Below are 26,816 nucleotides of genomic sequence, written 5' to 3' on the forward strand. Positions count from 1 at the left end.
CGGGCGCTGTCGAGGCTGCGGCGCAGGGCGTCCATGAGGTCGATGACGTTGGTGGCCTCCGGCGCTGGGCCGGTGGAGACGGCGATCTCGCGGCCGGCGAGCTTGTCCTCGACCAGCTTCTTCACCTGCTCCTCGTAGGTGTCGTGCCACTCCTCCGGCTTCCAGTCGATCGCGAGCATGCCGATCAGCTGCTCGGCGGTCTTGATTTCCTGGGCGGAGAGCTTGACCTTCTCCGGCAGGTCGCCGACCTCGGTGCGCGCGTCGCGGACCTCGTCGGCGAAGTGCATGGTGTGCAACTCCAGCAGGCCGTTCTCGGACCGCACGGCGGTCAGGTACTCCTTGCCGCGCATCGCGAACATCGCCAGCCCGGCCTTGCCCGCGTGCTCGAGGGCTTCGACGAGCAGCGCGTACACCTTCTGGTACTCCTTGCCGCGAGGGCCGAGGTAGTAGGTCTTGTCGAAGAAGATCGGGTCGACCGCGCTGAGATCGACGAAGCCGGCGATGTCGATGGTGCGCGAGCGCCCGGGGGAGATCTGCTCCAGCTCGTCCGGTTCGACGATCACGTACTCGCCCTCGGCGACCTCGTAACCCTTCACGATCTCCGAGAACTCGACCTCTTCGTTCGTGCGCTCGTTGACGCGCTTGTTGCGGACCCGGTCGGAGGTGCCGCGCTGCAGCTGGTGGAAGCGCACGTCGTGCGAGGACGTCGCGGTGTAGAGGGCGACCGGCACGCTCACCAGCCCGAAGCTCAGCACCCCGGTCCACACGGGTCGGGCCATCACAGCCTCCCTTCCTCGCACCGCACCTCACCGCGCGCCTGCGCCCGGCGGAGGCAGACGACTCACCGCCAGCGTCACCGCACGCCCGGCGGCGCGCACGCGGGATTGGGCCGACGGGCGCCGCCGCCCTGCTGGGCCCCGCTCGGAGGCAACGACGACGCCCTACCGGGCGCCTGCACCACCAGCCGGCCACCAAACCAACCGCACCCCCGGGTCCCGGCCCCCGACCGACTCCTACCGCTCCCGCCGGCCGCCGGATTCCAGCTCGCGCAGCTTCGCGGCCGCGACCAGGGCGGCCTCGTCCGCCCGCCTCGCCAGGTCCCGGGCCTGCCCGGCCTCCGCGTGAGCGGCCAGCACGCGCTCCTCGGCCCGGGCGAGATTCTCCCGGGCGCGCTCGTCGCGCCGCTCGGCGGCGGCGAGCGCCTCCCGGGCCTGCTCGGCCTCGTTGCGCGCCGTCTGCCGCGCGGCCTCGGCTTGGGCGAGCACTCGCTCGGCGGCATCGCGCAGGCCGGCTGCTTCCCGTCCGGCCTGCTCCGCCGCCTCTGCCTCTTCGCGCGCCTGCTGCAGCACACGCTCGCGCTGCGCTGCCTCGGCCCGCTTCCCCGCGCCGTCCGCTCCATCGGCGGCCTGGCGCGCCGGCGTCGGCCTGGCATCCGGCGACGGCCGGGGGCCGCGCGCGGGCGCCGGCCGTCGCCGCGGGGAAGCCGGCCCGGGCGCTGCCTCTGCCACGTCGGTACCCGGCCCGCCGTCTGCGGTGCCGGGCCAGACCACCGGCTCCAAGGAGGCAGCGAGGCGGCCCGCGGCGAAGGCCTCGGCGGCGTCCGGATCAGCGAGCGCCGCGTTCACTGTCTGCTCGACCTCGTCTGCGGCCTCCGGGCCCAGCGGGTACCCGGCGTCCTCCGCTGCCCGCCGCGCCCGGACGAGCAGCTCCCGCACCAGCTGCCGGCGCCGCTCGCCGAGCGCGCGGAGCCGGTCGCCGGCGAGCTGCTCCTGGGCGTCGCGCAGCTCCTGCCCGAGGCCGAGGAGGTCAGCGACAAGATCTTCGTGGTGGTGGGCGAGCTGGTTGACGGCCCATGCGGCCCGGGTGGGGCGGTGCAGCGCGCGGATACGTGCGGCGAGGGGCCGGTCGGTCTTCTTCAACCGGTCGGCGTGCCGGTTGCGGGCGGCGGTGAAGTCGCCGGGGGCGAGGGCGTAGAGCTCGTCGGCGATCCGGTCGAAGTCGCTCTGGTCGGTCATCGTCTCGGACTCTACGGCGGGCGGGCCGCGCGGGCAGGCGGTGGCCGCTGGTGTGTCGGTGGTGGTTGGGATGCTGCCGGGCATGGACGACGACGAGGTGCTGATGCGGGGCCGGGTGTACGGGGCGGACCACGACGAGGACTGCGGCCCGCGGCCCGGGCGCGCGTACCGGGAGCTGTGCGGAGGACCCCTGGACGGCCTGCTGCTGGACGTGACCGGCTGGAGCGCCGAGCAGCTCGCCGACGGCGCCGCGCTGCTAACGGAGATCGGCCGATACGGCGCCGGCGGCCGGGCCCACTACGAGCCGAGGGCCGCCGACCCGCTCCGCTGGGACTGGGCCGGCGACACTCCCTGACCGGCCACCGCCCCCAGGCCTGCCCGGCGTGCCTGGACGGCTCGGACGCCGCCGGTGCGCAGAAGGCAGGGTCCAGCCGGTGGCGACCAGCAGCCCTCCGCGGTGTACTGCAGCCACTGGTCGGTCTGAGGGGCGAAGACCCGTTCCAAGCTGCGCGATCGCATCCCCCTGCCGATGCTGCGCCTTTACACGGCGGTCCGGCTCGGCGGTGGTGTGACTGGAAGTCGTAGTTGGCGGGTGAGTCTGCGGTTCGTGCAGGTGGTGGTGTGAGTTGGAAGGAGCAGTTGGCGGTTTCTGGAAACGGTAGTTGGCGGTCTTTGCAGCCAGTGACTACGGAGGGTGAGGCGATGCTCCCGACACGCTGGCCCCAGAGCCTCGTGGCCCAAGTGCCACCGGACCAGGTTCTACCAGGACCCGGCGGCTGGCGTCTGATCATTTTGGGCTAGCCCCTGGCCGGACCAGACCGCGAGCCCCCCACCCGGCCTGGCGATGATCCGCCAGCCTCCAGGTCCGAGCACTTCCCATGCCTCAAAGTCAGGGTGTGCGCGGCTGTTGAGGTGGCAGCCGTTGTCGAAGACCAGCCGCATCGAGCCTGTCTTGAAGGCCACCGCAGACAGGACCTTCGCTCCGAACAGCCCCAGTGCAGCTACCACATCCTGTCGCCCCGGGTCGAGGACGACGGGCTCACGGGTTCCCTTGGCACTCTGGGTGAGCTCGAACGGGCATCCCAGAACTACGCGGGCATCCGAGTCAAGCAGGAGAGTCAGCTTGTAGTCGATGCTGATCCTGGTGACGGCCTGGCCGCGAAGGTTCATGATCCAACGGTCCTCGTGCTCGGCCAACAATGATTCACTCACCACCGGAAGATGCACTACGGAGCACCGATAGCGCCAGCCGAAAAGACCTGTGGCTGTGACCAGGTACCGCATCCCGGCTCGCTTCGGGGAAGTGGGTCAGCAAGTGCGGTGATAGACATTGCGACCAGGTGACATCTATCTGGACCAGTCACAGTCACTCAGTGTGGCGGGAGCCTGGAGCCGCCACCTATCGGTTCCAGTCACAGGTGGCCGGAGCTGACGTTTGATCACTCCAAGAAGTTATCGAACAATAGTTCTATGACGTCGGCTGTCCCGTTCTCTCGCCCCGTGCGCCCCGAGCCCGCGCCGGGTGATGCCGAGCGGGCGCCGCGGGAGCTGATGTCGCTGCCCGGCTACTACCGGGATGTGCGCCGGTGGCGGCTGGTGGAGACCCGTCACGGCGGCCGGTGGCGCCTGGGGATGCTCACGGTGTGGCGGCGCCCGCCGGGCAGCGCGCTGTGGGTGGTCCATGTCCGGTGGGCACCCGACGGCCAGGAACCGGAGGGGTGGGGCTGGTTCCTGTTCGACGAGGACCGCATCCGCCCCCTGCCCGAGCCCTCCGACCGGCCGCCTGCCGGAGCGCCGTTCTACGGCAGCTGGCGGGACGCGGTCGTCGTGCCGCCCGAACTCGCGGGCCCGGCCGCCACGGATCCGGTCGAGCAGTGCTGGCGCCTGGCGTGGGTGCGTTCCGAGGGCGGGTGGCGCTCGGCGCTGCTCACGGTCCGGCGCAGGCTCGGCCCCGGGCCGTGGATCACCCACGCCCGCTGGGGCGAGGACAAGGCGGCCGCCTGGCTGATCGCCGACGGCACCGCAGTCCAGCCGCTGCCGACCGGTGGTGCCGCCCCGGTGGATGGCGCGCCGACCTCCGAGAACACCGACGCCTCGGAGTCGAGGTGAGCACCGCGGCGGCGCAAGCCGCACCTCCGACCGGTCGGTCCCGGCTCGCCGACCTGCTCGAGGTGACGTCGCCGGCCGCCCGGGCCCGGGAGGCCCAGGCCGCGATGCTGCCGGTGCTCGCCCCGCTCGCCGACCTCCTGCCGCACGGCGGCCTGGCGAAGGGCACCATCACCGAGGCCACCGACACGAGCCTGCTGCTCGCGCTCGCCGCTGGCCCGGCGAGCGCCGACCCGCACGCCTGGACCGCCGCCATCGGCCTGCCCGACCTCGGCCTCGCCGCGGCCGCCGGCTACGGCATAGACCTGCGCCGCCTGATCGTCGCCGACCACCCCTGCGAGCACACCGCCGAGGTCATCACCGCGCTCGCCGCCGCCTGCCCCGTCGTCCTCGCCGCCGCCCCGGTCGGCGTGCCGCCGCGCGCCCTGGACCGGCTCGCCGCCCACCTGCGCCGCACCGGCACCATCCTGATCACCCCCGGCCCCTCGTCGTCGTAGGGGGAGAACCACTCGCCGCCGGTGAGGGTGCAGCCGGGGCCGACCTCCGGCGCCCGGGCGGCCTCGGCGATGATGATGTCCTTGCGGGCGTTGCAGCCGTTGCGGTCGGCGTCGGTCCAGTGCCGGTAGGCGGTGCGGACGTAGCCGTCGCGGTGCTCGTCCGCGACGTCGAGCGCGTCGATGGCGGCGAAGAACGTGGTGGTGACTGTCTCGCCGGCGCGGTGCGCGGTGGTCGGCACGGGGGCGGCCTGGGCCGGAACGGCGAGCAGGGCGAGCCGGTGCGCTGGGAGACGCCCAGACGGGCCGCCAGGGCCTTCGTGCCGCTCATCTTCGTGCAGCGGCCCGATCTTGGACCACTCCGTCGCACAGCCAGCCGCCGGTGCGCCGGGCAGGACCCGCGGCCGGCGCCGTCACCACCAGCCCCCTCCCCTACGCCGTCACCCTCGCCGGCACCGGCGCCGCCACCGCATGCGCCCGTCCGGGGTCTCGTATCCGCGAGCCACCTCCTCGAACGGCACCTCCGCCCCGTCCAGCTCGCAGACGCGCTTCTGCCGGATCCGGCCGCCGTCGACGGCGTGGACCTGGTGCAGCGGCACTGTGTGCCGCCCGGTCGCCGCGTAGACGGTCACGGGGATCGACACCATCGAGAAGCTGACGGTCATCTTGGCGATCGCCTTCGGCATCGCACGCCTCCTCCCCTTCCATGCTGCGCCTGCCTTTCTGGGATCGGGACGTCCCCCTGTGTGCCGAGGCGTGATAGCTGTCATCGGAGGCACCGGATGGCCTGGGTAGAACAGGAAGGACGGAGCACGATGGTTGTCACCATCTGCGCGCGGTAGTTGTCATCTGCGGGCAGTGCTCGGCCTTTCTGTCACCTGCTGGTCATTGGCGATCGGCACCGGGTCGGTGGTGGCCGACTGCGCGATGGTGCCGCCTACCAGGTGAGGTCGACGTATTCGGAGCCTCCGGCGTGGACGGGTCGGCCGTCGCCGACCCGTCCACGCGCACTGCCTGGGACGTGTCCTCTGTGAGGCAACCGAGTTGCTTTGACAGCTCTCGGCTCGTTGATGTGACACGTAAGTCACATCCCCGTTCTGGAGGTCGTCACTGTGCGGAGAAGCCTCGCTGTCTTCCTGGCGGGTGCGGTGCTGGTCGGTACTGCGGGTGGTGCCGGTGCCGCGCCGGGGCCGACGCCCGTTCCGCCTCCCGCCTCCACGCCGCCCCTGATCACGGACGTGGTGGCGCGCGACGGGGCGGTGGACGTCGACTTCGTCGGCGGCAGGGGCTCCCCGAAGGGCTACGTCGTCACCGCGGCTCCCGGCGGGAGCAGTACCACTGTTGCGGCCGATGCCCGCACGGCCAGGCTGACGGGCTTGGCCAACGGCACGATCTACCGCCTGACCGTCCGTCAGCAGAACACCTCCGGTGGTGATTCCACGTCCGCCGCCTCCGACCCGGTGCAGCCCGGTCCGGCGGTGGCGCCGACGGCGCCCGTGCTGGAGCACGTGCTGGGCCGTCAGGGCTCGGCCGAGGTGCTCTGGGGGCCCGCCGACGACGGGGGTTCCCCGCTCACCCGCTATGTCGTGACCGCGGAGCCGGGCGGCCACCGCGTGGAGGCCGGCGCGGACACCGGGGAAGCCACGTTGACCGGGCTGAGCGACGGCCAGGAGTACACGGTCTCGGTCCGCGCCGAGAACAAGGCCGGCGCCGGCGAGGCGGCGACCGGGAAGGTCACCCCCGGCCCGGCCCGGGCGCCCGGCGCGCCGGCGGACGTCAGCGTCGCTCCCTCCGCAACCGGCGGCCCCGGGCTCGACATCACCTGGACCCCGCCGCTGGACGACGGCGGATCGGCGCTCACCGGCTACACGGTCACCGTCGACGACCGCGCCCTGGAAACCTCGGACACCTCGCTGCACGTGGGCACCCTCACCCCCGGCCACGCCTACGCCGTCACGGTGACCGCGCACAACGCCGCCGGCGCCGGCCCCGCGGCGAAGGCCGCCGCACCCGTCGAACCGGACGTGACCGTGGACCGGAAGACGGTCGTGCTGTCCCCGCAGTCCCTCGCCGGAATGTCGAACGCCACCGAGGACACCGTGACCTTCGACGACCCCACCGAGCAGGTACGCGGCCTGCAGGCAGGCCAGATCATCGTCGGCGCGGCGACCACCAAGGTGCCCGGCGGTGTGCTGCGCACCGTGGCCGGCGTCGAGGACGACGGCAGCTCCTTCGTGGTCCGCACCACTGACGCCACCCTGGAGCAGGCGATCGACGACGGCGAGGCCTCGTTCGCGGGCGCCCTGGAGCGCGACCGGGTCCGTTCCGTGCGCTCGCTGCACTCCGGTGCCCGGGTCACCCTCGACGGTCGCGGCCGGCGCCCGCGGGCGATCGGCGGCGGGGCGGACTGGGACTTCGGCATCACCATGACGCCCAACCCCGAGGACCCCACCCGCACCCTCACGGTCGCCTCCGCGCTGCGCGGCGAGATCTCCCTGGAACCGCACTGGTCGGCGTCGCTGGACTTCTCGCTGTCCAAGGGAGTCACGGCGGAGTTCCGGGCCACCGCGGACATCCGCGCCAGCCTCGACGCGAAACTGTCGGCCTACTTCACCACGTCGTTCGTCAACGAGCAGCTCGCCACGGTGGAGATGGACCCGATCACCTTCCACCTCGGCCCCGTGCCCGTGGTGATCACCCCCGAGCTGTCCCTCTCGCTCCAGCTCAACGGCAGCGGAGGCCTGGAGGTCGCCTTCACCGGCCACTACCACCAGGTCGTCGGCGGCGCCGTCCGCTACAACGCGGGCTTCCACTCCGAGAACCTCACCGGCCCCGCGGAGAGCGACTTCCACACCTCCTTCTCCCCCTCCGTCTCGGTCGCGGTGGAACTGCCGGCCCGGATCACCCTCTACTTCTACGGTGCGGCGGGCCCCAGCGTGGCCGCCGTGCCGAGCGTCACCTTCCGCGCCGCCCCGGCCGAGAACCCCTGGGCGACTGTCGACCTCGGCGGCCGCATCGAGCTGGGCTTCCACGTCAAGGCGCTGGACCTCTACTGGTCCACCACCCTGACCTCCCTCTCCCACCGACTCTGGGACAGCGGCGGACCCTACGACGGCCTGTCCCTGGAACCGGCGGTGAAACTGGTCCAGGTCGGCAGCCGCACCCGGCTGTCCGCCCACCGCGAGGGCTGCACCAGCGACGGCCCGCTCACCTGGTCGATGGCTCCCGGATCGCAGGGCACCATCAGCACCGACGGGGTCTACACCGCCCCCGACCGGGCCCCGGTCACCGACACGGTCATCGCCGTCCAGGCGGCGACGGCCACCTGCCCCGAGAAGCAGGCGAGCGCGGAACTCCACGTCGGCCCGCGCAAGCCCGGCGGCGTACGGAACGCCTCGGCCACCCGGGACGGCGACCTGTTCACCCTGCACTGGGACCCGCCCACGGACGACGGTGGCCAGACCCCGCGCTACGCCGTCGTCTACCGCGGCGACTTCCTGGGCCACCACGAGTTCGTGACGCGCGTCGTGGACACCACCGAGGTGACCTTCGACAAGGCCTCGTTGTACGCCTTCGGCAACACCACCTTCCAGGTGGTACCGATCAACTCCTACGGCGCCGGTCCCCTCTGCCCGCCCGTGACCGTCCCGGACCCGGCGTAGCGAACGAAGCCGGCCGCGGTCCCGCCCGCTGCCGGGAAGCGTGGGGGGGGGGCGGCGCGGGGCCCCCCCCCCCCCCCCCCCCCCCCCCCCCCCCCCCCCCCCCCCCCCCCCCCGCCCGCGGCGCCCCCCCCCCCCCCCCGGGGGCGGGGGGCCCCCGGCCCCCGCGCCGGGGCCCCCGCGGGGGGGGGGGGGGGGGGGGGGGGCCGCCCGCCCCCCCCCCCACGCCGAGGGAGACATCGCACACGGCCCCAAAGAGCGGTGACCAGCGTCGTGCTCAGGTGACACCTATCCACATCCATTGTGCCGAAGCGTGCTGGTTGCCACTGAGCGCACTGTGCGACCTGGGCGAAGCTGTGCGGTGAAGCTCGATGGCTGTCACCGCTTCGGCACGTTCTGTCGCCTGCTGTCCACCCCGCCGGACGCGGCGGCGTTGCGAATGCCCTCCAACAGCAGGCCCGGCACCTTCACGGAGGGGCCGCCACCAGGCCCGGCGCAGCTTCGTCCGAGGGCTGATATCGCGCTCAAGTGACCGGTACCGCGATCTGGCACACCGCGCGCGGCCCCGCCTCCGGCCTGAGCAGCCACCGCAGGCCGAGGGGGGTGTTGTCAGGCAGGTGGTCGGGTCACCACTGGATGAGGACGGCGCCGTTCCCGCCGGAGGACCCGTCCGTGCCCTTGTCGCCGCCGGAGCCCGGTGCGCCGTTGTCCGGGGCGCCGCCGTTGATGTTGGGGGTGCCGCCCCGGCCACCGTCACCACCCCGGCCGCCGAACCCGCCGCCCCCGCCCCGGCCGCCGGCCCCGAACGCGTACCCGCCGAAGGAGGTGGCCGCCCCGCCCTCACCGGACGATCCCAGCCGGCCGGGTGAGCCGCCCTTGCCGCCGAACCGGCCGGGGTAGCCGGAAATGGCAGCGTCCCCGTCCTCACCGCTTCCACCGGAACCCCCCGAGCCGCCCTCGCCACCGGCCGCCCCGTTGACGACCTGCTCCCCCTCGACCACCAGACTGATGCAGCCCGGCTGGTTCGTACCGGGTGAGGCAGGCGCCCCGGAGCCCCCGCTGCCGCCGCTGCCGCCGGGCCCGCCGTCGCCGACGGTCTCGAAGGGGGCGCCCGCTCCGTCGCCACCGCTGCCGCCGCGACCGTACGAGCCGGAATGCCCTCCGCCACCGGCGGGCGCGCTCACGTTCAGGAGCGCGCCCGTGCCCAGGGCCAGAACATCGCTGGTACTGCCGCTGTTACCAGACGGGACGGGGAGGTTCTCCCGGCCACTGGTGCCGCCACCGCCGCTCCCGCCGTTGGCGTCGTTGCCCGCACCGCCCGCACCGCCCGCACCACCCGCACCGCCCGCGGTCACCGGCTGCGCCCGGCCAACGGTGACGTTCAGCAGCTGGACGCCGCCGAAGGGCAGCAGGGCGGTGAGGTCCACGGTGCAGGTGGCGAAGGAGCCGGCCTGGCCGCCCTGGCCTCCGCCCCCGCCTCCGCCGGCACCGCCGCCACCGCCGCCTGCACCGCCCGTGTCGCCGCTGCTCTCGGCCTCGCCGCCGCCACCACCTGCTCCGCCGCCGCCCCCACCACCGGCGCCGCCGGGGCCGCCGGGGCCCCAGACCGAGATGGTGAGCTTCGTGGCACCGGTCGGGACGGTGAAGATCTGGTCCCCTGGTTCCGTGAACAGCGCGAAGCCGCCCGACTTGGCCTCCGGCCCGTGGCGTTCGACATTCCGGCGAGGGACTGCGGGGACAGCACGACCGTCTTCCGGTCCACGGTCACGTCCGACCGAGGACACCGTGACCTTCGACGACCCCACCGAGCAGGTACGCGGCCTGCAGGCAGGCCAGATCATCGTCGGCGCGGCGACCACCAAGGTGCCCGGCGGTGTGCTGCGCACCGTGGCCGGCGTCGAGGACGACCTCGAAGGGGATGCAGAGGCCGTCGGCCGCTGGTCGCGGGTCCGACCCGCACTCAGTCTCGAAAGAACCCCAGAACCCCGCCCTGCCCACTGGGCCGACTGGCCGACGGCCGTGCAGTGCGACGCGTCAACGGCGGCCAACCTGCCAACCGGCAGCCCAGTGAGATACCTGCCGCAACGATCTTGGTGACAGGTCGAGTGCAAAAGTGACGCCTATCGTGCTTCGGCACACGAGGGTGCGACCTGCGACGGAGCGGCCTCCCGAGGAAGCAATCGAACATTCGAGCGATAATCTGGAGGTGTGACCGCAGCCGTTCCCTTCTCCCGCCCCATGCGCTCCGAGCCAGCACCGGGCGATGCCGAGCGTGCGCCGCGGGAGCTGATGACCCTGCCCGGCTACTTCCGCGATGTGCGCCGGTGGAGGCTGGTGGGGATCCGGATCGGCGGCGCATGGCTGCCGGGGATGCTTACGGTGTGGCGGCGCCCGCCCGGCGCCGCCATGTGGGTGGTCCACGTGCGCTGGGCCGAAGACGGCCCGGCGGCCGGCGGGCAGGGCTGGGGCTGGTTCCTGTTCGACTCCGAGCGGATCCGCCCGCTGCCCGAGCCGACCGCCGCGCCGCCGGCCACACCCCCGTACTTCGGCCGGTGGCGGGACGCGGTCGCCGTGCCGGGCGAACTGGCGGGCGCACCCGATCCGGACGGCATCGACGGGTGCTGGCGCCTGGCCTGGCTACGCGCCGGAGGGATGTGGCGCTCGACCCTGGTGACGGCCCGTCGCCGCCCGGGCCCAGGCCTGCCGTGGATCGCGCACGCCCGCTGGGGCGAGGACAAGCATGCGGCCTGGGTGATCGCCGACCCTGTCGTCCTCCATCCTCTGCCCGAGGCCACCGACCCGGCGCCGGCCGGGCACCCGACCGGTGCGCAGGCAACAGCGGAGCGGGCGGGCGGCGCGTGACGACCCCGGCCGCCGCCGGCATCCGGCACGGCGTCGACCGCCAGGCACGGCTCGCCAGTCTGCTGGAGGCGACATCACCGGCGACCCGCGCCCGCGAGGCCCAGGCCGCGACGCTGCCGGTGCTTGCCCCGCTCGCCGGCCTGCTGCCGCACGGCGGCCTGGCGAAGGGCACCATCACCGAGGCCACCGACATGAGCCTGCTGCTCGCGCTCGCCGCCGGTCCGGCGACCGCCGGCCCGCATGCCTGGACCGCAGCCGTCGGCCTGCCCGACCTCGGGCTGGCCGCGGCGGCCGGCTATGGCATCGACCTGCGCCGCCTGGTCGTCGCCGATCACCCTGGCGAGCACGCCGCCGAGGTCATCACCGCGCTCGCCGCCGCCTGCCCCGTCGTCCTCGCCGCCACCCCCACCGGCGTGCCGCCGCGCGCCCTGGACCGCCTCGTCGCGCACCTGCGGCGCACTGGCACCGTTCTGCTCACCCCCGGCCCCTGGCCCGGCGCCCACCTGCGCCTGGAGGTCACCGCGTCCCGGTGGTCCGGCCTCGGGGACGGGTTCGGTCAGCTCACCGGTCGTCGGGCCGAGGTCCGCGCGACCGGGCGCGGCGGCGCGCACCGCCCCCGCGCCGCCGAGCTGTGGCTGCCCGCCGGGGACGGCACCGTCACCACCGCCGCGCCCGGGACCGTCGTCGGCGGGGAGAAGCCGGACGTCGTTGTCGCCTTCGGGTAGCGGTAGGGGGGACCTGCCGCACGGCTGGCGGCCGCCGCCCTGGGGGGTGCGGCGGCCGCCCCGGTTCGGTGTCGGTGGTGCCGGTCTACGGCCTACTGGGTGTGGGTGTCGGGTTGGGGGGTCAGCGGGCGAGGGTGATGGTCAGGGGATCGTTGGGGCAGGTGGCGCCCAGGTCGCGCAGGACGGTCTTCTCCTTGGTGTCGACGCTCTGGCGCCAGCGGGTCTTGGAGACGGTCCAGCGGGTGAGGTAGTCGCACGTCTCCTCCTCGATCGGGCGCCACTCGGCGATGTCCTTGTCGCTCTTGCTGCGGTTCGAGCGGGCGGTGACGGCGACCAGGTCGCGGGGCTCGTCCAGGTCGTTGGCGTAGGCCTGGCGCTCGGCCGCGCTCCAGGCCGAGGCCCCGCTGTCCCAGGCCTCGGCGAGCGGCACCACGTGGTCGACATCGAGGGCGGAGGCGTCGGTGACCACCACGCCGTCGTAGATCGAGTACCAGGCCCCGCCGGTCAGCGAGCAGCCGGGGCTGATCTGCGGCGCCTCGACGGCTTCGCGCAGGATGACCTCCTTCCTGGCGTTGCAGCCGTCCTTGTCGGCGTCGATCCAGTGCCTGAAGGCGGTCCGGACGTAGCCGGTGCGGTCCTCGTCGGCGACGGGCAGCGCCTCGATCGCCTCCAGTAGGGGCACGGTCAGCGTCTCGCCGGCGCGGTGTGCGGCGGTGGGGGCGGGGGCGGCCTGGGCCGGGACGGTGAGCAGGGCGAGGGCGGTGGCGGTCAGCGCGGTGGCGCAGCGGCGCCGCCAGTTCGTGGTGATCATGGTCTACGGCTAGCAGTCGGCTGAGGGGCGGTGGTGGTCCGTCGCCCGGCGGGCGGCGTGCCGCAGTCTGAAGGTTGACGAGCAGATTTTCGGCTCGGATGAGCGGCTGCCGCGGGGCCGGGTCCGTCCGCCGGCCGGGGAGGTGGCCGGGGCGGCGGTGGGTGATCAGGGTCCCGTGCGCGGCGGGGACGAGCTGTCGGCCGGCGATCGACTCGGTCAGGAAGTCGGAGCACGGAGAAGTGATGCCGCTCACATTCGCTACGCTTCGTGCTTAGTTGAATGCGGAAAGGAATGTCCGACTGGCCCGCCCAGGGCTGGAGTTGATGCACCCACCCGAATCGCCCATCACTGTGGGTTTCTATTTGTGATCTTAGGGTGAGATTGCTGTGGGCCGTATGCGTGAACGGGCAGGGTCATTTGGTTGTGTGGAGGTAGACCACAACGTTGCCTCGGCGTGCAGGACCTGACGCCGTATCCGACCGAAAGAGTCAGATGGACGTCCACCATGACACGGCCGCCGCCCTCGGGCGGCCTGTCCGCACCCGCGACCGCCGACGACCGGCACCCGGCGCCGCGGACGCCGCAGCGCTGTCCCGAGCGGGAGCGGCCCGATGAACGACGACACCTTCACCGGCAACGGGATAGGCCCCGCCGTGCACGAGCCCGTCGACCTCCCGCTCGACTTCGAGGCCTACTTCCTCGTCAAGAACAAGGGCTTCCGCCGCTACGCCGCCGAGATGCTCGGCGACCAGGCGGTCGGCGACGAGGTGGTGCGCGAGGTCTTCACCCACCTCGCCCTGCACTGGGACCAGGTCCTCGCCGGCCCCGACTTCGAAGCCCACACCTGGGACGTCCTCACCGGCGCCGTCATGTACCGGGTACACCGCCTGCGGCGGGAGAACGAGCTCGCCGCCCGCCTGCGCCAGGCCCGCCGCAAGCTCGACCAGATGCACCAGGCCCTCGCCCGCGTCGAAGGCGGCGCCGGCCTCTACGCCGCCCTCGCCGACCTGCCCGCCCGCCAGTGCGACACCTTCATCCTGCGCACCACCATGGGCTACACCGCCGAGTACACCGCCCAGATCCTCGGCATCCACCCCCGCACCGTCGACTACCACCACCGCCGCGCGCTCACCGGCCTCGAACGCCTGCTGACCGACCGCCACGTCCTGCGCCGCACCGCCGCCGTCCCCGGCCCCCGCCGCGAAGGAGCCGACCGATGAACCCCGAACACCTCCTCCACGACCTCATCCCCACCCCCACCGCACCCGCCGGCACCACCGAGCCGGACGACACCTTCGACGTCCCCGCCGAGCTGCGCCGCATCTCCGCCGACGTCGCCCGGATCCGCCGCGGCCAGCAGCCGCCGCCGGGCTGGTGGGCCGAGCAGCAGCAGGCCCGCCAGTGCCTGGAGGCGGTGGTCGCCACCGAGCTCAGCACCACGCCCCTCGCCCGGATCGCCGACCTGGCCGCGCTCGCCGACCTCGCGGACCTGGTCGAGCAGCCGGCCGCAACGGGCTCCGGTCGCCGGCGCCCGCGCCACCGGGGCCGGGTCGAGGACATCACCCAGGAGATCGAGGGCTTCCGCCTCTTCGGCTGCGTCCTCTACCTGGCCGGGCACCCAGTCAGCGCGGAGTTCTGGTGGAAGATCGGCGCCGGCGCCCGCGACCGCACCTCCGCCTGGTGCCTGTACCTCCACCACCTCGGCCGCGGGGAGATCGGCGAGGCCCGGTTGTGGTTCGAGCAGTCCGTCCAGGCCGCCGAAGGCCTCGCCCCCGGCGTCCCCGCCCCCGCGGTCCCCGACATGCCCGACTACTTCCGCACCGCCCCCATCGCCATGGACACCCGCACCGCCGCGGCCGCCGCCCCCGTCGGCGCGCTCGCCCGCGAGGTCGACCGGCTGGTGATGCACACCGGCGACGACACCGACGGCCTGGTCTCCTGCCCCGACCGCCGCCTGGCCGACCGCCTCGAGGAGTACGCCGGCCTGAGCTGACAACCCCGCTGGTCCGGCACGCCCCCGCGCCGGACCAGCGACGGAGCCGCCCATTATCAGGACCGATTTTCGGCGCCTGATCCTGAGGGAAGCCCCAGGCCGTACACGTTTCTCGCGCCCGGGTCCTGTCCAGTGGACTCCGCGCGCCTCGAAGGGGTGAAGGACGACTCCTCTCCCGAAGGAGGGCGCGATGACGCCCGTACTCCAGTTCCTCACCGAAGCCCTCACCGACCCCGCCGGCCCCCAGGCCGACTACCTCGCCGCCCTCGCCCGCAACCTCGGCCTCACCGCCACCGGCGCGGCGAACACCGTCCTCGCCGTCCGCGCGCTGCGCGACCGCGGGACCCGGAAGGGCGGGCCCCGCCGCGGTTCGGACCCGGTTCCGCCGAAGGCCGACGCCGAGTAGGCGCGGCGCGCGAAGGTGGGGCCCGGCGACCGGGAAGGATCTCCGGGCCCCACCGTGGTGGGCCGGTCAGTTGCCGTGGGGGTGTGCCGGAGCGGGGATGGTGGCCTCGCACTGGGTCGTTGCCCAGATCCTGCCGGCGGGCGGGACGGGGACGGCAGGCGCCCGTCTATCCGGACGCCGGGGCCTGCTCGCGCCGGTAGGGGCCAGCGGGGCGGCGCTGATCGCTCAGGGACCGCTGGAGGGGGCTGCCGGGGCGGGTGAAGACCACCTCGTCGCAATGGGCGAACTGGCGGTTGTTCAGCCCGCGGACCATCCGCGCGGGGGCTTGGAGGTACCCGGACTCGCTGCCGATCGCGGCGACGTGCCTGGGCCCGATCGGCAGGAACAGGCAGTTGGCCTGCGCCAGCGGGACCCCGGACTCGTCGGGCACGTCCCCGCGGTGGAGGTGCCGCACGGTGAGGGTGGCCGCGTCGCTGATCAGGAACTCGTCCTGCGGCCGCTGCGGGGTGATGATCTGCACCGACCCGGTGGACACCCAGCTGCGGGTGAACGCGAACAGCTGCTCCGCAGCCACGCGGAACAGCTGGTCGTCGTCGGGCAGGTCGCCGGTGTGCCCGAGACGGGCGAACGCCAGGTCCAGCTCGGGGCGGTGCTGCTCGAGCCAGTGCCGGAAGTGGCGGTGCTGGCGGTTGGTCCGGACGTGGTGCAGCGCCACCAGGTCGGCGACGGCCTCCACCAGGTCGGGGTGGTGGAACACGATCCCGGCCGCGATCGCCGCCCGAATTTTGGGGATCCTTCGCTCGGTCCTTTCCCACAGCTGTTCCAGGGAGCCCGAGCCGAATACCACCCAGTCGGTCCTGAAACCCACGTTGCGGGCACCTTGCAGGCTGAGCTGGTGGACGGATCCGTCCTCGCCGATCCGGTACGGCTGGAGGGAGCGCCGAGTGCCCCTCGGCTCCTGGACGGCCCAGCCGTCCAGGAGCACCCGGGCGACCATGTGCTGCCGGTGGACGGGGTTGGCGGCGATGGCCTTCAGCTCGGCGATGCGCCGCAGGAAGTCGGCGGCCACGCGATCGGCATCGAAGTGGAAGGCCGCCGGGTCTCCGGCGGCGGACGGGTCACGCGGGGGAGGGACTACCTCTGGCATGTCCACAGAATGCCATTTCTGACAGGTTGGCAGGAAATGGATTAGATCGGCCCACCCTCGCCCTGTACACCGAACGGGTGAGGCCTGTCCGAGGCGCCTGCGACCGTGGCGGAGGGGGAGTGGATCCCGTCCTGGAGGCAGCGTGGACTACCAGAAGATGTCAGCCGAGGCGAAGGCCACGTTCCTGGCGAAGCACCCGCGGTGCGGGTTGTGCGCCAGGCCGTCAGTGCAGATCGACCACGACCACGTCTCGCACGAGGTGCGCGGCGCGCTGTGCCGGCGCTGCAACTCCCGGCTCGGCTCGCTGGAGGCGGCGCTGCGCCTGCCGTCGGGGACGTTCCAGAGCCTGGCGGGGGACCTGCACCGGGCGCTGTGGCGCGCCGGGGCCGTGGAGCTGGAGAAGTACGCCGAGGACTTCGCCTATCTCGGGCTGACGGCCGAGGATTACGAGCGGCGGCTGCGGGCGGTGCACGAGCGGCTGGTGCTGCCGTACGTGTACTGGGCGCCGGTGACGCGGGAGGCGACGATCCGCACGCGGGAGTGGACGAAGATCGGGCCGCTGTGCGACGACGAGGAGGCCGAGCGGCACCGGACGCGGCTGGTGGCCGGCCCCGCGCCGCGGTGGGTGTGGGTGACGCGCGAGCCCGACGACGGGGGCAACAGCCCCGTGCCCCGCGCCCTGGTCGTGGTCGCCGATTCCACCGAGGGCGCCCGGGAGCTCCACCAGCAGCTGCGCGGCCCCGTCGACATGAGCCGCCATGAGGCCAGGGACCGTGCCTTCGCCGAGTTGGTGGTCCCGGTGCTGCTGAGCCGGCCGCTGACAGCGGAGCAGTTCCGCGGCGCGCACTGGCTCGAGCGCGAGGAGCTGCCGACGACGGAGAAAGAGCTGCGAGAGCTTTTGCTGCGCTACGGCTACATGGCCGGCTGGCTCGACCTGGCGGTACGGATCGTGCTGGAAGACCTCGCGGGGGCACTGCCGTCTGCGGCGTGGGCGGTTCCGAGCCGGGCGCGGTGGCACTGGCTGGAGCTGTTCGCGCACTGGCGGGATCAGCGAGCACCCATCTGAAAATCATATTCAGCAAGGGTTAAATTAGTGGGTCAACTTAATTGGGTAATTGAGATGGCTAATGATGTGTTAGGTTGGTCCTGGAGGTGAGGCTTCATGCCCACGCAGGACGAGTTGTTCGCAGCGGTGGACGCGCTGCTGGCCGGGGAGGAGCCCGGGCCGCAGCTGCCGGAGCCCGCTGAGCGTGCGCGCCTTCGGGAGGCCGCCGGGGTGACCCAGGCGCAGCTGGCGAAGGTGCTGCAGTCGACCGTGCAGACGGTGAAGAACTACGAGAACGGCCGCTCGACCCCGAAGCCGCCGCGCCTGGAGGCGTACGTCAGGCTGTTGGAGGGCTGGGCGGCGAAGTACCCGGCCCCGGAGAGCGTCCCGGCCGCCTCGACGGTCGACCAGGTGCCGGCCGCGTTCGCTCCGGCGCCGGTGGAGAGCGCGCCGGAGCCGGCTGCCGACGCGGCCGACGCGCTGGTGGAGACCGCCCAGGCGGCCCCGCAGGCGCCGTCCGTCCCAGCGGCCCGGCCTGCCGCGGCGCGTGCGGGCGGGCCGGTGCTGCGCCGTGCGGCGCGGCCGGCGCCGTACTTCGACGGTCAGTTCCCGAACGGGCCGTTGGTGGTGCTGGACGGGGACGGCACCGCTTACGGGGTCGGCGGGCTGCTGCTGGAGTGCCCGGCGACCACGCTGGCGCAGCTCGTGACCTGGGCGCTGGCCGAGTCCGGGCTGGGCACGGCGCGGTTGCACCGCAACGGCCGGGACGGCGACCCGCTGATCGTGCTGACCGCCGAGGCGGCCGAGAAGTTCGGTCTGCCGGCCACGCTGGACGACGACCCGGCGACCCGGCGCTCGCAGCGGCTGCCGGAGGACCACAAGGTGGTCAAGGCGCTGGCCCGCTCGAAGTGGCAGCTCACCCGCCGGGGCTTCGGCCCGTGGGCGCGGATCTACAAGCCGGTCAAGGACGGGCGCCGGCAGTGCGTGCAGCTCGCCATCCTGCCGTGGCGGGCCCTGGACACCCGGGCCTGGGGCAACGCCGACCAGCTCCCGGCGCCGGACCTGGCCCGCGTCCTCGGGATCTACGCCCAGAGGGTCATCACCCCGCGCGGCTCCACCGCCACCTGCGGCCTGGAGCTGATGACCGCGCTGCGCCCGCCCACGAGGGCGGTGCGCGACGAGGCGACGGGCGGGTGGGTGTCCGCGCCGAACCCGGGCGCGCTGACCGAGGTCTACGAGGCGGCGCCGCCGGAGGTCCTGACGGAGCACCCGGCCGCGCAGGGCTGGGAGGGCGGGTTCCTGGACGAGGAGTCGTACCAGTGGATCCGCCCGGTTGAGACGCTCTCCGAGGCGGAGATGGTGGAGCCGTTCGCGGTTGGAATCGACATCAACACCGCCTACCTCGCGGCCGCCGCCCGCCTGTCGGTCGGCCTGTCCGGCCCCGTCCACGTCCAGCGGCCGGCCTTCGACAAGAAGGTCCCGGGCTCCTGGTTCGTCGACCTGTCCCACATCCCGACCGACCCGCGCCTGCCCTCCCCGTTCACCCCGACCGGCAAGCCCCCCGAGGGCCCGGCCTGGTACACCACCGCCACGGTCGCCTACGCGGTCGAGCTCGGCTACGACGTCCAGCCGGTCGAGGCCTACCTGCGCGCGAAGGCCGGCGCCTACCTGGACCCGTGGCACGACCGGCTGCGCGAGGCCTACGTGACCACCATGGCCGAGGCTGGCATCCCCGTCGACAAGGACGCCGACGAGCGCCAGTTCCTCGCCGCGATGACCGCCCACCGCCTCCTCAAAAGCGCGGGCACCGACCTGGACGCGCTGCGCACCGCGCTGGCCGCCGAGGGTCTGGGGCACCTGGCGGAGCTGGGCGACGACCAGCTCGCCTCGGCCGCGTGGCGTCACCACCAGATCGCCATGGTGCTGTCCGCGGTGAAGTCGACGGTGAAGTTCGGGATCGGCAAGCTGCGCGAGCGCCCGCAGGGCCTGACCTACAGGTCCGGTGAGCCGTGGTCGGCGCTGGAGCGGCCGACCTGGCGTCCGGACATCCGGGCGGCGGTCATCGCCAAGGCGAGGGTGAACATGCACCGCAAGATGGCCAACGTGGCGAAGGCGAACGGCCGCTACCCGCTCGGTGTGAACAACGACTGCGTCGTCTACGCCTCCCCCGGTGCCTCGCCGCTGGACTTCCTGCCGCTCACCGGCGCCGGCCGGGTGCTGCCCGGCACGTTCCGCCTCGGTGCCACCCCGGGCCTGTCCAAGGTCGAGGGCGTGCAGCAGATGCTGACCGTCGTCGACTGGCTCGAGCGTGACCAGCCCGTCAACCCGGCCCGCCACATCAAGGGCTACGACGCCAACGCCGTCGACGGGAAGTAGGGGAAGGCCGTGGAGGAGATCACCGACGCCATCGACCGGGCCGCGCCCGAGCACTTCACCCAGGCTCTGCCGAAGTCCGCGCAGGCCCAGATGCGGGCCCTGGTCAAGGCCGCCAAGGGCGACAAGAAGGCCGTCGCGGAGCGCCTGGGCGTCGACCCGAACACCGTGCGCCGCTACCTCAAGGGCGAGCGCAAGCACCCGCGCGCCGCGCTGCGCGAGGCCCTGCTACGCGAGCTGAAGAAGGTCTGGCAGCCCGGCATCCGCCGCCAGGCCCGCAAGAAGGCCGCCACCAGCACCGGCATCACGGTGGAGGTGTGGGCGTACTTCGGCTACACCGCCCCTGTCGGCACCACCGACGAGCCGAGGCTTCGGCACCTGACCGTCCACCTCCCCCCGGAGTACGCCGACCGCCTCTTCGCCGCCCAGGACGAAGGCGCCAGCGACCAACGGATGCGCGACATCATGGCCGAAGGGTTCCAGGAAATCTATTTTCAGAACGGCGGATCACGCGCCGAAAACCTGGAAGTCGAATTCACCGGAATCCAGGCGATCGACGTTTCCTACTGACCAGGATGGAGAAAGCCACCATGCACCACACCGTCACCGGCACCGACATCAACAGCGTGCACCTCGCGACCGCCCGCCAGCGGCCCGACGAGCGCCAGGCCGCCGACCTCGAGCACATCCGCACCTACTACGCGCTGGAGAGCCGCCTCGGCATCCGCGTCGACCTCGGCGGCCGCATCCGCCACGACGGCCGTGCGGGCACCATCGTGGACACCGCCGGGCAGCGGCTGAAGGTGCTGCTCGACGGCGACCAGATGCCGAGCGTCTGCCGCGTCACCTCGCAGATGGCGTACGAGACGCCCACCGGGTGGATCACCGCCACGCCCGTCCCGGACCCGTGGGCCGCCGCCCCGACGGCCTGAACGGGGCCGTGGTGAACGCCCGAGAGCGCCTCGAAGCGATGGTCCGCACCGACCGCGGCAACATGACCGTCTGGTCCCCGCAGGAACTTTGCGAGGCCCTGGACGCCTACGCCGACGAAGTCCGGGCCGACGCCGCCGGATCGCCGGCCGTCCCGGCCGACGCCGACGGGGACACCAAGCGCCTGGCCGGCCTCGCCGCGCACGGACTGCGCCGCGCCCTGGCCGCCGGCGGCGAGGTCGCCCTGCCACCCGCCGAGGAGCTGGCCGCCCTGGTCGCCGAGTTCGACCGGATGCGGGCGGTGGTCGCCGCGTCGTGGAGGCAGGCCGCCGTACAGCTGGCGGCCGTCCCGCACCAGCCGACCGCGCTGACCGGCCCGTACTGGTACGGCCAGGGCTGGGACGACGCGGTCCACCACCTGCACGACATGGCCGACGGCATGGAACCGCGCGGCCGGTAGGAGAAGCACGCGGGCCCGTTCCCGGCATTGGAGCTGCCGGGAACGGGCCCACCCCGTTCACCGTGGGTTGATCAATCTTCGGCCTCTACCTCGTCGGTGGAGGCTTCGATGCCGTCCGACTCGTCCTCGACCTGGTCCATATCCTCATCGTGCGTCCGGCCGTGGAGAGCAGGGAAGCCTGTGGCCAGCGTGTAGGTGGGCAGGGTGGAGGCGATGTCAATCCGGGGCCGCAGGTGGTCGGCCAGTTGCCGCCAAGGGGCGTTCATGCCCTCGATCAGCCCGCTAACGTCGGGTACCAAGACAGCGTGCATGGCTTCGACCACCCCACTGAAGTCGGGTAGCAAGTTGGCATGCATGGCTTCACGCAACGGGGACATGTGGGCTGCAAGCGAAGCCTGAGCTTCTGCAACCTCCTTGAGACCCGCGAGGGCGTTGCCCAGACGGACTGAGGCGGCGACGTCCAGCCGGTCCACAGCCTCAGAGGTTTCGAGAGCCGTCCCGCCGCGCGCTGTCTGGGAGGCGGCGAACTCCGCAAGGACCTTCACACGAAGGGCCGCGAGGGCCTCGACGGTGGACTTGTCCCGCATGTCGGGAGCGGTCGGGTCGCTGGCGAGCAGCAGTGTCGGCTCCTCTTCCTCCGCTTCGCCGTGGACAGGGAACAAGAGCTTGATCTTCCACACACATGAGACACCCTTGATCCTGCCGCCAACAGTCGTGGCCAGACCGTTCAACAGCCAGGTCGGCTCGGCGGTGCACCAGACCTGGTCCCCGATGCGGTGGCCCACGGCCTTCTCCACGTTCAGCAACGCGGCGCTCGGCGGAGCGATCCAACCCGTCCAGTCCAAGGTGCCGCCTGCCGAATCGATGCCGGGAAAGCCCAGTACGGCACGGTGGGCGAGCGCGAGCTTGCCGATCTCCGGAGGCACAGCCTCCGAGGCCAGGTACCGCTGCACCTCGGCTGCGGCGGAGCCGTTGTCGACCGGCTCGGTGAAGGCCGTCACCACTGCGTCGAAGTCCTTCAGCCGCTTCAATCGCCCGGCGTTCTCGCCAATGTCCTGATCCATCGGGTAGCGCAGGGTCACGCCGTCCCCGAAGTCCTTGGTGTTGGCGGTGACGAAGTAGACATCGTCACCCGGGTTCTGCTGAAGGTAATCGATGATGGTGAACCAGATAGCGGCATCCCGACCACCCTCCGGCGGTTCGGCATCCCTCTTGGCCGGCGGCAGCGCGAGCGCTTCCCGAGCGAGCGCCTTCAGCGCGGCCTCCCCCGACGTGGGCACTACCTCGAACAGCTCCGAGTACGCTTCGCGCCAGTAGACCTGGCACTCCTCCAGCTCCAACTCTGGCTCCTCGAGGCCGACAGCCGGGCTCCACGGCATACCCCGCCGCAACTTGTTGAGTTCGGAGACCGTCTTCACCCGTTGCGCCATGTACTGCTTCGCCTGGTGCGCAACCAACTCCTCCAGCACCATCCCGGGGACGCCGACCCTTTGGCCCGAGCGGCGCAGGGCACGCACGATGTCCGTCCGGGGATTGCGCAGGTCAACCTGGTTGATGGCGTTCGTGTCGAACAGGATGATCACGGGCGTCCTCTCGCGCTCTAACTGGCAGACATCATCCTCCGCCTCGATCACCCGTGCGATGGCTTTGTGGATCCCGGGCCCGCAGGCGGTGGAGCCGTCGTCGGCCCGGACGGTGTGGGCGGCCAGCTCTGGGCACGGCGCACCGGCCCGGCTCGACGACGTCCTGGTTCTCCGGCGCGTACAGCGCGATAGCGGTCGCACCGGGATTCTCCCCGGACCTCGCCCCGCTGCGCCGGAACATTCCAAGTTGCCCTGTTTAATGACAGTTTGTTCTCGGAATCGCGGAACTCTGTCCACAGGCGAACCGCTTCACGCTGCTCGGGTGCTAGACGACATAAACGAAGACATAGACGGCATAAGCGCCGAAACCGCAGGCGGGCGAGAGAAGCGCGGAACGATCGCGGACGGCCTGGAGCGCGCCGAGCGCGCCCAGTTCACCGAGCCGATCCCGGCCTCCACCCAGGGGCGGGTCGGGTTCCTGCTCGGGAAGCTGACGGGCGGCACGAAGGCCCTGGCGGCCCGCCTGGGCGTCTCCCAGCGCACCGTGCAGCGCTACCGCGCCGGAACCGTCACCCGGCCGCGTGCGGCCGCCCAGGAGGCGCTGGAGGACGAGACCTGCGAGCACTGGCAGCAGGACGTGCGGGCCGAGGCCCGGCAGCGCGCGGCCGGCACCGGGTTCACGATCAGCACCCGCGCGGTGTTCGGCTTCGACGCCGGGGCCGGCACCAGCGACTCACCGCGCCCACGCCTGCTCACCCAGCGCATCTCCGGCACCCACGCGGCCGCCATCATCGCAGCCCGCGAAGCCGGCGCCACCGACGACCAGCTCACCGACATGGTCGGCGAAGCCCTCGCCGACGCCTACTTCCGCAACGAAGGCAACCGCACCGCCAACCTCAAGGTCCGCCTCCGGGACATCGAGTACATCGACATGTCCTTCTGACCCCGCCCGCGACCAGCACCGACACCGAGGACCACGCCATGACCCAGCACCACCACTGCGGGCACAGCCACCACGACCACGACTTGGACGAGCAACTGCACCAGCGTTTCCATCACCTCCAGCACCACCACCGCCACGGCGCCCTGGACGCCACCCTGGACCCGACCCAGGCCGACGAGATGGTCCTCGACCGCCTCGCCGACCGCATCCCGGGCGTCCGGACCACCGAGGACTACCTGGCGATCGAGGCCTGGCTCGCCGCTGCCTACACCGACCGCCGCGGCTGCTACGCCAACCCCCACACCCACGTGCTCTCCGAACTGCCCACCATGGTCCGCGAACGGGCCGCCTGGCTCTACCCCTGCCCCATCGCCGACGGCCTCCCGGACTGCCCGCAACCCTGCGTCGGCGCCGACCACCGCGCCCAGGCCGCCTTCGACCTCTCGCTGCTCCTCGAACGCGACCGCTGGGACTCCTACTGCCAGGCCAGGGGCTGACCGCCCATGAACAACGACGCCATCGCGCCCGGAACCGAGCACCGCGACCAGGTGCTCCGCCTGATCGGCGAAGGCCGGCTCTACGACCTCACTCCGGCCAGGCCGACGAGGACCTCGTGGACGGCGTCGGGCGCCATGCCGAACCCGCCATCCGCGCACTCGGTTCGTTCTCCGCTGCGGAGAACGATCAACCCGGTGATAGCGACGTGGGCGGCACATCCACGCTGACCTGTGGCTTTCCCCTCATGGGGAACGATGTACGCGACCTGCGGTTCGTTCTGCCGGAGCAGAACGAACCGGTACCCCCCAGTGCTACCCGCGTGCCAGTGCCTACCGCCCTGACCTGCGGCTTTCCCCTCCAGGGGAACGATGTACACGGGCCGCACCCACCCACGGGCCGGACGACAACGAGATGTTGTGTCCCCCAGGGGGGACACAACACGCGCGAAACGTCGGCCATACCGACGTATCTGTCAGCCCGACTGACATACTGCTGCCGCACGAGATCAACCAGGAGAGGAGCAGCACGTGGCCCCCGAGCCCAAGGAGGGCCGGCCGCCGATCGCCAAGCGCGCAACGCGACCGCTGCCACCGGCCGACGACGCCATCCAGGCGTGGAGCAGGCCCCTGGCCCCCGTGAAGGACCTGGACGAAGTCGCCCGCCGCTACCCCGGCCGGAAGCTCACCCTCGACGGCGAGCGCAACCAGTTGGAGTTCTACGGCACCCCGGACCGCCCCAACGCCTTCGCCATGGACTCGCTGGAGTTCTTCTTCCTGATCGCGCAGTACTTCCGCGAAGCCCTGCCGCTGCGCCTGATCCTGCTGCTGATCGCCTGCCAACGCGCCGGCGGCCGCATCCACCTCACCCAGGAGGAGATGGCCACCGTCCTCGACGTCTCCCGCACGAAGGCCACCGAGGCCTTGCAGGAGATCATGGGCCATGGCATCGCCTTCAAGGTGAAGCGTGGCGTCTACCAGTTCAACCCACCCTTCTCCTACCGGGCGGCCGAGTTCATCCCAGGAACCGAGACCGCCGGCGGCAAGCCCGAGTACATTCGCGTGGAGCAGCACGAGACCCTCACCACCATCCGCAAGGACGCGACCCTGCCGGAGCTGGTGCGGTACCCGTCGCTCGAGCACATGCGCAAGGCCATCGAGGACCTGCGCAAGAAGCGCTCGGAGCAGCGCGCCAAGCGCCGCCTCGAACGCGAGGCCCGCCAAGAGGAAGGAATGCTGCAGTGAGCCAACTCCGATTCGCCGCAGTCAACGCCGACGGCCTCCTGGCCGACCTCGACCTCCCCCCGGCCGCCTACCGCGCCCTCCTCAAGCTCCGCGCCCTCAGCGAGGCCGGCGGCCGCATCGACATCGACCAAGCCAGCGTCGGCGAACTCCTCGGCCTCAGCCGGCCCAGCGCCAACGCCGCGCTGCGCACCTTGGAGCTGGCCAAGCTCGTCAAGAAGGTCCGCAACGGCATCTACCAGATCAATGCCATGCTGGCCGGGTACAACGCCCTGGAGGACGCCGTCGCGGCCGTCGCGGCGATGCCGAAGGAGGACCGGTTGGACGCCCCGGACTTCGTCGCCTCCTACCACCGCGCCGTTGCCAACTACCAAGACCAGCTCGCCCAGCAGCGCAAGAAGCGCGCGGCCCAGGCGGCCGCCAAGAAGGCCGCCGCGGCCAAGCGTCGCGGCACCCTTCACGCCGTCGGCTAGCAGCCCAGCCCGAGGCCCGCCCACCGGATCCACCGGTCGGCGGGCCTCGCTGTATGCCCGGCCCGGCACCCGCCCGATCACCGCTGAAGCACCGCACCCTGCGTCAAAATGTCAGCCAGGCCGACCTTTTGACGCAATTACTGTCAGTCACACCGACATTTTCCGGGCGATCTGCACCCCCAGTCGAGACACACCGAAGGCGATCTGTCCCGACTCAGGGGACAGACCATTGAACCGACACCTATGCTGACCAGGGCAAATGCAGCATCTCCCCCCTCTAAGGTGTCGCGGGCCAGCGCGACGGGGCTGCGGCACTTGCCACAACATCGGCCCTCCGGGCCGATCCGGCAGTGCCGCGCCCGCTTCGCTGCGCCCGGCCGGACTGCGGGAGGAATGCCCTGCCGCCGGACGTGCCTGGCTTCCAGCCGCGCGGAAGCCCCGGCAGGGGCTCCTCCGGACCCCCGCCCCCGCCGGATCCGGCACGGGCGCTGGCCGCCACGCACACGCCGACGGAAGTGCAGCCCGGCGCACCGGCCCAACATTTCGACGGTGACCCATTGAATCCAGACGTCGTTCCACCAGCCATTTTCTCCACCTCCCCGCCTACCACCACCCGGATTCGCTGTCTGGAGCAAACCGCCCCAATCCCTATCCTCAAATGGAGGCGGCTTACCAGTCCTGAATCTACACAGTGCATCATCACGATGCACTAGGCTTGTCCAAGGTTCCCACTCCGGAGTGATGCGCAATGCTATTCGGGCATGAACCCGCACTTCCGGTGGTATGCTTCTCTCATGGTGTCGGTTTCGGAGTGGATGGTGTCGGGCGTTCAGGGTGGGCGGAGCGAAGCGGAGTCCACCGGGCTCGACGAGGGGCGCCGGCCTTGACCGGGCGTGAGGTCACGGGGCGTGATAGACCGGGGATAGCTCGGAATTCCTGGGCCTACACAGTGCCGCACGCGATGCACCCGCCCCTCTCAGCCAGCCATCGGATTCCCGCTTGCGGGAATCCCGGATACCCCGCGAAGCGGGGTATCCGACCGCTTTAGAATTCCG

The 26,816-nt window shown here is 72.1% G+C and carries 28 protein-coding genes; 20 read left to right on the forward strand and 8 right to left on the reverse strand.

Going from position 1 to position 26,816, the window contains the following annotated elements; all coding sequences use genetic code 11:
- Together ACF1AK_RS35525 and ACF1AK_RS35530 are read right to left on the reverse strand one after the other, a co-directional pair.
- Nucleotides 1-779 (reverse strand): Ku protein (locus ACF1AK_RS35525; protein WP_391502972.1); only part of this gene is annotated, 779 nt, incomplete at its 3' end.
- A gap of 234 nt (nucleotides 780-1,013) precedes the next feature.
- A complete protein-coding gene (locus ACF1AK_RS35530) occupies nucleotides 1,014-2,015 on the reverse strand; it encodes a hypothetical protein (protein ID WP_391502973.1) in 1,002 nt (333 codons plus the stop codon).
- 82 nt (nucleotides 2,016-2,097) lie between these two features.
- Here ACF1AK_RS35530 and ACF1AK_RS35535 point away from each other — a divergent pair, with 82 nt between their 5' ends.
- Complete coding sequence (locus ACF1AK_RS35535; RefSeq protein ID WP_391502974.1) at nucleotides 2,098-2,370, forward strand: hypothetical protein; 273 nt, start codon at nucleotides 2,098-2,100, stop codon at nucleotides 2,368-2,370.
- A 404-nt stretch (nucleotides 2,371-2,774) separates the two neighbouring features.
- Here ACF1AK_RS35535 and ACF1AK_RS35540 read toward each other — a convergent pair whose 3' ends face one another.
- Entirely contained in the window at nucleotides 2,775-3,212 is a 438-nt protein-coding gene (locus ACF1AK_RS35540; protein ID WP_391502975.1) for a DUF6188 family protein, read from the reverse strand.
- Nucleotides 3,213-3,515: 303 nt separating this feature from the next.
- Between ACF1AK_RS35540 and ACF1AK_RS35545 the strand changes: the two genes are divergently transcribed.
- Nucleotides 3,516-4,124 (forward strand): hypothetical protein, encoded by a 609-nt coding sequence (locus ACF1AK_RS35545; protein ID WP_391502976.1) that lies wholly within the window; start codon nucleotides 3,516-3,518, stop codon nucleotides 4,122-4,124.
- The gene (locus ACF1AK_RS35550; protein WP_391502977.1) at nucleotides 4,121-4,618 is read left to right on the forward strand and encodes a hypothetical protein; all 498 of its coding nucleotides are present in this window, start codon (nucleotides 4,121-4,123) and stop codon (nucleotides 4,616-4,618) included. The genes ACF1AK_RS35545 and ACF1AK_RS35550 overlap by 4 nt, the downstream gene beginning before the upstream one ends.
- A gap of 437 nt (nucleotides 4,619-5,055) precedes the next feature.
- Here ACF1AK_RS35550 and ACF1AK_RS35555 read toward each other — a convergent pair whose 3' ends face one another.
- Complete coding sequence (locus ACF1AK_RS35555; RefSeq protein ID WP_391502978.1) at nucleotides 5,056-5,301, reverse strand: Ku protein; 246 nt, start codon at nucleotides 5,299-5,301, stop codon at nucleotides 5,056-5,058.
- Nucleotides 5,302-5,856: 555 nt separating this feature from the next.
- On the opposite strand from ACF1AK_RS35555, the gene ACF1AK_RS35560 reads away from it, so the two are divergent.
- Entirely contained in the window at nucleotides 5,857-8,277 is a 2,421-nt protein-coding gene (locus ACF1AK_RS35560; RefSeq protein ID WP_391502979.1) for a fibronectin type III domain-containing protein, read from the forward strand.
- Between the two features lie 623 nt (nucleotides 8,278-8,900).
- Here the strand turns inward: ACF1AK_RS35560 and ACF1AK_RS35565 are convergent.
- A complete protein-coding gene (locus ACF1AK_RS35565; RefSeq protein WP_391502980.1) occupies nucleotides 8,901-9,701 on the reverse strand; it encodes a hypothetical protein in 801 nt (266 codons plus the stop codon).
- A gap of 358 nt (nucleotides 9,702-10,059) precedes the next feature.
- Between ACF1AK_RS35565 and ACF1AK_RS35570 the strand changes: the two genes are divergently transcribed.
- From ACF1AK_RS35570 to ACF1AK_RS35580, 3 genes are all read left to right on the forward strand, one after another.
- Nucleotides 10,060-10,371 carry a hypothetical protein gene (locus ACF1AK_RS35570; RefSeq protein WP_391502981.1) on the forward strand — a complete coding sequence of 104 codons (312 nt, stop codon included), beginning with the start codon at nucleotides 10,060-10,062 and terminating at the stop codon, nucleotides 10,369-10,371.
- A 111-nt stretch (nucleotides 10,372-10,482) separates the two neighbouring features.
- The gene (locus ACF1AK_RS35575; protein WP_391502982.1) at nucleotides 10,483-11,136 is read left to right on the forward strand and encodes a hypothetical protein; all 654 of its coding nucleotides are present in this window, start codon (nucleotides 10,483-10,485) and stop codon (nucleotides 11,134-11,136) included.
- Entirely contained in the window at nucleotides 11,133-11,861 is a 729-nt protein-coding gene (locus tag ACF1AK_RS35580) for a hypothetical protein (RefSeq protein WP_391502983.1), read from the forward strand. The genes ACF1AK_RS35575 and ACF1AK_RS35580 overlap by 4 nt, the downstream gene beginning before the upstream one ends.
- A gap of 121 nt (nucleotides 11,862-11,982) precedes the next feature.
- Here ACF1AK_RS35580 and ACF1AK_RS35585 read toward each other — a convergent pair whose 3' ends face one another.
- Nucleotides 11,983-12,672 carry an HNH endonuclease family protein gene (locus ACF1AK_RS35585; RefSeq protein WP_391502984.1) on the reverse strand — a complete coding sequence of 230 codons (690 nt, stop codon included), beginning with the start codon at nucleotides 12,670-12,672 and terminating at the stop codon, nucleotides 11,983-11,985.
- Nucleotides 12,673-13,283: 611 nt separating this feature from the next.
- Between ACF1AK_RS35585 and ACF1AK_RS35590 the strand changes: the two genes are divergently transcribed.
- From ACF1AK_RS35590 to ACF1AK_RS35600, 3 genes are all read left to right on the forward strand, one after another.
- Nucleotides 13,284-13,892, forward strand: coding sequence for an RNA polymerase sigma factor (locus ACF1AK_RS35590; RefSeq protein ID WP_391502985.1), 609 nt, complete (start codon nucleotides 13,284-13,286; stop codon nucleotides 13,890-13,892).
- Nucleotides 13,889-14,665 (forward strand): hypothetical protein, encoded by a 777-nt coding sequence (locus tag ACF1AK_RS35595; protein ID WP_391502986.1) that lies wholly within the window; start codon nucleotides 13,889-13,891, stop codon nucleotides 14,663-14,665. The genes ACF1AK_RS35590 and ACF1AK_RS35595 overlap by 4 nt, the downstream gene beginning before the upstream one ends.
- 190 nt (nucleotides 14,666-14,855) lie before the next feature.
- Nucleotides 14,856-15,071 (forward strand): hypothetical protein, encoded by a 216-nt coding sequence (locus tag ACF1AK_RS35600; protein ID WP_391502987.1) that lies wholly within the window; start codon nucleotides 14,856-14,858, stop codon nucleotides 15,069-15,071.
- Nucleotides 15,072-15,237: 166 nt separating this feature from the next.
- On the opposite strand, the gene ACF1AK_RS35605 is transcribed toward ACF1AK_RS35600, so the two are convergent.
- A complete protein-coding gene (locus tag ACF1AK_RS35605; protein ID WP_391502988.1) occupies nucleotides 15,238-16,218 on the reverse strand; it encodes a DUF4238 domain-containing protein in 981 nt (326 codons plus the stop codon).
- A 157-nt stretch (nucleotides 16,219-16,375) separates the two neighbouring features.
- Here ACF1AK_RS35605 and ACF1AK_RS35610 point away from each other — a divergent pair, with 157 nt between their 5' ends.
- The 5 genes from ACF1AK_RS35610 (at nucleotide 16,376) to ACF1AK_RS35630 (ending at nucleotide 21,026) form a co-directional block, all read left to right on the forward strand.
- Nucleotides 16,376-17,284, forward strand: a complete 909-nt coding sequence (locus tag ACF1AK_RS35610) for an endonuclease domain-containing protein (RefSeq protein WP_391502989.1) — start codon at nucleotides 16,376-16,378, stop codon at nucleotides 17,282-17,284.
- A 96-nt stretch (nucleotides 17,285-17,380) separates the two neighbouring features.
- Nucleotides 17,381-19,639, forward strand: coding sequence for a telomere-associated protein Tap (gene tap / locus ACF1AK_RS35615; RefSeq protein WP_391502990.1), 2,259 nt, complete (start codon nucleotides 17,381-17,383; stop codon nucleotides 19,637-19,639).
- Nucleotides 19,640-19,648: 9 nt separating this feature from the next.
- Complete coding sequence (gene tpg, locus ACF1AK_RS35620; protein ID WP_391502991.1) at nucleotides 19,649-20,206, forward strand: telomere-protecting terminal protein Tpg; 558 nt, start codon at nucleotides 19,649-19,651, stop codon at nucleotides 20,204-20,206.
- A gap of 5 nt (nucleotides 20,207-20,211) precedes the next feature.
- Nucleotides 20,212-20,568, forward strand: coding sequence for a hypothetical protein (locus tag ACF1AK_RS35625; protein ID WP_391502992.1), 357 nt, complete (start codon nucleotides 20,212-20,214; stop codon nucleotides 20,566-20,568).
- Between the two features lie 8 nt (nucleotides 20,569-20,576).
- Nucleotides 20,577-21,026: a hypothetical protein gene (locus ACF1AK_RS35630; RefSeq protein WP_391502993.1), complete on the forward strand. Its 450-nt coding sequence runs from the start codon at nucleotides 20,577-20,579 to the stop codon at nucleotides 21,024-21,026.
- Nucleotides 21,027-21,097: 71 nt separating this feature from the next.
- On the opposite strand, the gene ACF1AK_RS35635 is transcribed toward ACF1AK_RS35630, so the two are convergent.
- Complete coding sequence (locus ACF1AK_RS35635; RefSeq protein WP_391502994.1) at nucleotides 21,098-22,609, reverse strand: PIN domain-containing protein; 1,512 nt, start codon at nucleotides 22,607-22,609, stop codon at nucleotides 21,098-21,100.
- 322 nt (nucleotides 22,610-22,931) lie between these two features.
- On the opposite strand from ACF1AK_RS35635, the gene tpg (ACF1AK_RS35640) reads away from it, so the two are divergent.
- The 5 genes from tpg (ACF1AK_RS35640) to ACF1AK_RS35660 all read left to right on the forward strand — a co-directional run bounded on the left by tpg (ACF1AK_RS35640) (nucleotide 22,932) and on the right by ACF1AK_RS35660 (nucleotide 25,761).
- Nucleotides 22,932-23,552, forward strand: coding sequence for a telomere-protecting terminal protein Tpg (gene tpg, locus ACF1AK_RS35640; protein WP_391502995.1), 621 nt, complete (start codon nucleotides 22,932-22,934; stop codon nucleotides 23,550-23,552).
- A gap of 38 nt (nucleotides 23,553-23,590) precedes the next feature.
- Nucleotides 23,591-24,049, forward strand: coding sequence for a hypothetical protein (locus ACF1AK_RS35645; RefSeq protein WP_391502996.1), 459 nt, complete (start codon nucleotides 23,591-23,593; stop codon nucleotides 24,047-24,049).
- 6 nt (nucleotides 24,050-24,055) lie between these two features.
- The gene (locus ACF1AK_RS35650) at nucleotides 24,056-24,277 is read left to right on the forward strand and encodes a hypothetical protein (protein WP_391502997.1); all 222 of its coding nucleotides are present in this window, start codon (nucleotides 24,056-24,058) and stop codon (nucleotides 24,275-24,277) included.
- A 300-nt stretch (nucleotides 24,278-24,577) separates the two neighbouring features.
- Nucleotides 24,578-25,291 (forward strand): hypothetical protein, encoded by a 714-nt coding sequence (locus tag ACF1AK_RS35655; RefSeq protein WP_391502998.1) that lies wholly within the window; start codon nucleotides 24,578-24,580, stop codon nucleotides 25,289-25,291.
- On the forward strand, nucleotides 25,288-25,761 hold the full coding sequence (locus ACF1AK_RS35660) for a helix-turn-helix domain-containing protein (RefSeq protein WP_350794563.1): 474 nt from the start codon (nucleotides 25,288-25,290) through the stop codon (nucleotides 25,759-25,761). The genes ACF1AK_RS35655 and ACF1AK_RS35660 overlap by 4 nt, the downstream gene beginning before the upstream one ends.
- The last annotated feature ends 1,055 nt before the right edge of the window (nucleotides 25,762-26,816 follow it).

Source organism: Kitasatospora sp. NPDC015120 (genome assembly GCF_043080305.1).
In the GTDB taxonomy this organism is placed as follows: Bacteria; Actinomycetota; Actinomycetes; order Streptomycetales; family Streptomycetaceae; genus Kitasatospora.

Excerpts from the sequence above, each read along its gene's own strand:
- ACF1AK_RS35555 (WP_391502978.1), bottom strand. The coding sequence starts at position 5,301 with ATGCCGAAGGCGATCGCCAAGATGACCGTCAGCTTCTCGATGGTGTCG.
- ACF1AK_RS35530 (WP_391502973.1), bottom strand. The coding sequence starts at position 2,015 with ATGACCGACCAGAGCGACTTCGACCGGATCGCCGACGAGCTCTACGCC.
- ACF1AK_RS35535 (WP_391502974.1), top strand. The coding sequence starts at position 2,098 with ATGGACGACGACGAGGTGCTGATGCGGGGCCGGGTGTACGGGGCGGAC.
- ACF1AK_RS35585 (WP_391502984.1), bottom strand. The coding sequence starts at position 12,672 with ATGATCACCACGAACTGGCGGCGCCGCTGCGCCACCGCGCTGACCGCC.
- ACF1AK_RS35605 (WP_391502988.1), bottom strand. The coding sequence starts at position 16,218 with ATGCCAGAGGTAGTCCCTCCCCCGCGTGACCCGTCCGCCGCCGGAGAC.
- ACF1AK_RS35595 (WP_391502986.1), top strand. The coding sequence starts at position 13,889 with ATGAACCCCGAACACCTCCTCCACGACCTCATCCCCACCCCCACCGCA.
- ACF1AK_RS35610 (WP_391502989.1), top strand. The coding sequence starts at position 16,376 with ATGTCAGCCGAGGCGAAGGCCACGTTCCTGGCGAAGCACCCGCGGTGC.
- ACF1AK_RS35650 (WP_391502997.1), top strand. The coding sequence starts at position 24,056 with ATGAACAACGACGCCATCGCGCCCGGAACCGAGCACCGCGACCAGGTG.
- tap (WP_391502990.1), top strand. The coding sequence starts at position 17,381 with ATGCCCACGCAGGACGAGTTGTTCGCAGCGGTGGACGCGCTGCTGGCC.
- ACF1AK_RS35590 (WP_391502985.1), top strand. The coding sequence starts at position 13,284 with ATGAACGACGACACCTTCACCGGCAACGGGATAGGCCCCGCCGTGCAC.
- ACF1AK_RS35600 (WP_391502987.1), top strand. The coding sequence starts at position 14,856 with ATGACGCCCGTACTCCAGTTCCTCACCGAAGCCCTCACCGACCCCGCC.
- ACF1AK_RS35625 (WP_391502992.1), top strand. The coding sequence starts at position 20,212 with ATGGAGAAAGCCACCATGCACCACACCGTCACCGGCACCGACATCAAC.
- ACF1AK_RS35645 (WP_391502996.1), top strand. The coding sequence starts at position 23,591 with ATGACCCAGCACCACCACTGCGGGCACAGCCACCACGACCACGACTTG.